The organism is Paracoccus ravus, assembly GCF_004522175.1.
Classification (GTDB): domain Bacteria; phylum Pseudomonadota; class Alphaproteobacteria; order Rhodobacterales; family Rhodobacteraceae; genus Paracoccus; species Paracoccus ravus.
Window position 1 is genome coordinate 1 of record NZ_SDEB01000074.1, and the last position, 1,881, is coordinate 1,881.

Sequence of the window (1,881 nt, forward strand, 5' to 3'; positions counted from 1 at the left end):
ATGAGCTTGATCTTCAGCTCTTTCATCAGCCCGGTGTCGCCGAGCAGATCCTCAGGGCGCTCAACACCCTTCAGCAGTTCGTCGAGGATTTCCTTGGAGATCGTCATGCATGCTTCCTTTCGGTGAAGCATGGACCGGATCAGCCATACACAGAAGATCGGACGCTCTCCTGATCGAGTGGATCAGCACCTTGTTCTTCGGCTTTCGCCGCCACACAGCCATGAGCAGCGCCTGCAAAACGACATCTGTCGTCTGCCTGCTTTGCATCGACCAACCGACCACGCGCCGGGAATACAGGTCGATGACCACCGCGAGGTAGGCGAAGCCCTCCTGCGTCCGGATGTAGGTGATGTCGGTTACACAAACCTTGTCCGGAACCTCGACATCGAACTGCCGGTCGAGCCCTCGCCGGTTCTCTCGAACCGGTGGCGTTCACCGGCTCGATGTCGACCACGACCGACGGCTTGCCGCCATAGCTGCCGAGGCGGCGCTTTTAGTTGATCTGTGCCTTGATCCCCGCCAGTTGCGCCAGCCGGGAAACGCGGTTCGGACAGATGATTTAGCCCTGTTCGACCAGATCGTCATGCAGCTTGCGGTAGCCAAAGACCTTGCCGCTCTCCGCCCAAGCCTTACGCAGTAGCTCGGTCTGGCGCCTGTCTTCCTGCGCCCGCTGGCTCAGCGGTGCCTTCAGCCACGCATAGAACCCGCTCGGCTGGATACGCAGGCAGCGGCACATCGCCCGCACCGAAAACTGACCTCGATGCTCGGCCACGAACGCGTATCTCACTTTGCATCCCTGGCGAAATACGCGGTGGCCTTTTTTAGGATGTCGCGCTCCTCCGACACCCGCGCCAGCTCACCTTCAGCCGACGGATCTCGGCATACTTCTCCGTGTCACCCGACATCGCCTTCGCGAACTTGCGCTTCCAGGCATAGAGCGCGTGCGTGCTGACGCCGAGCCGCTCCGAAACATCCTTCGCCGGGTAGCGCCGTTCCGTGATCTGCGTGACAGCATCGCGCTTGAAGTCGTCAGTGAAATTGCCCGTGCCCATCATGGCCTCCTTGGCTCAAAATTAGCGAAGAAGGCGTCCACAAAACATGGGGCTATTTAGTGGGGAAGATCTACTACGTTCCAATCGCCCCGGAGCAGCTAGGCCCGGCGATGGCCGAACTCGTCCGCTACATCAACGAAAGCTCGATTCGGCCCCTGATCCGCACGGCCATCGAGCATGTTGAGTTCGAGGCCCTGCACCCTTTTGAAGACGACAACGGCAGGATCGGTCGAATGCTGATCACCCTGATGCTGTGGAATCTTGGTGCCCTGCATCAGCCGAACTATTTCGTGTCGGGTTATTTCGAGGCGCACAAGGATGAGTACATCGAGCGGATGCGGGCCGTCTCGGCCACAGGCGATTGGACTGGCCGGGTGGTATTCTTCCTCCGGGCGATGCACGCCCAGGCAACGGTCAACATCCAGACCGCGGATTCGATCTTCCGACTGCACGCCGAGATGCGGGAGCGGTTCCGCGAGGTCCTGAATTCGCAGTTCCATGATCAGCCGTTGGACTTCGTCTTTGCTAGTCCAGTGTTCCGCAACGACCCTTCGTTGAACGATCAGGAATTCCACCATCGTCCGCTCGTGCTCTTTCGCGCCTGACCTGCCCCCCGGTCGTCCCTCGTTCATAACGAGAGTCCTTGGGGTTGGTAGTGGTCGGTTTCCGGTGTGGCAAGCGCGCCGGGCGCGTTTCCATCAAGTAGCTCAAGCGTCCGGCGCGCTTCTGCTGGTGTTCTGTTCCCCAGCGAGGAATGCGGCCTGACGTTGTTGTAGTCGTAGCGCCAGATCGCCAGTTTGCGGCGGGCTTCGCCCAGGCTGTCGAATAT

General features: G+C 59.9%; 2 protein-coding genes and 1 pseudogene. 1 reads left to right on the top strand and 2 read right to left on the bottom strand.

Annotated elements, in window-relative coordinates; all coding sequences use genetic code 11:
- Positions 1-174 precede the first annotated feature (174 nt).
- Positions 175-1,052: pseudogene (locus ESZ60_RS20510) on the bottom strand (IS3 family transposase); the annotation flags it as partial.
- 110 nt (positions 1,053-1,162) lie between these two features.
- Between ESZ60_RS20510 and ESZ60_RS20515 the strand changes: the two are divergent.
- Positions 1,163-1,657 carry a Fic family protein gene (locus ESZ60_RS20515; protein WP_245155810.1) on the top strand — a complete coding sequence of 165 codons (495 nt, stop codon included), beginning with the start codon at positions 1,163-1,165 and terminating at the stop codon, positions 1,655-1,657.
- A 23-nt stretch (positions 1,658-1,680) separates the two neighbouring features.
- Here the strand turns inward: ESZ60_RS20515 and ESZ60_RS20520 are convergent.
- Positions 1,681-1,881: integrase core domain-containing protein (locus tag ESZ60_RS20520; protein ID WP_167620259.1), on the bottom strand; the 201-nt coding region annotated here is incomplete at its 5' end.

Coding starts and splice junctions, on each gene's coding strand:
- ESZ60_RS20515 (WP_245155810.1), top strand. CDS start 1,163: ATGGCCGAACTCGTCCGCTACATCAACGAAAGCTCGATTCGGCCCCTG.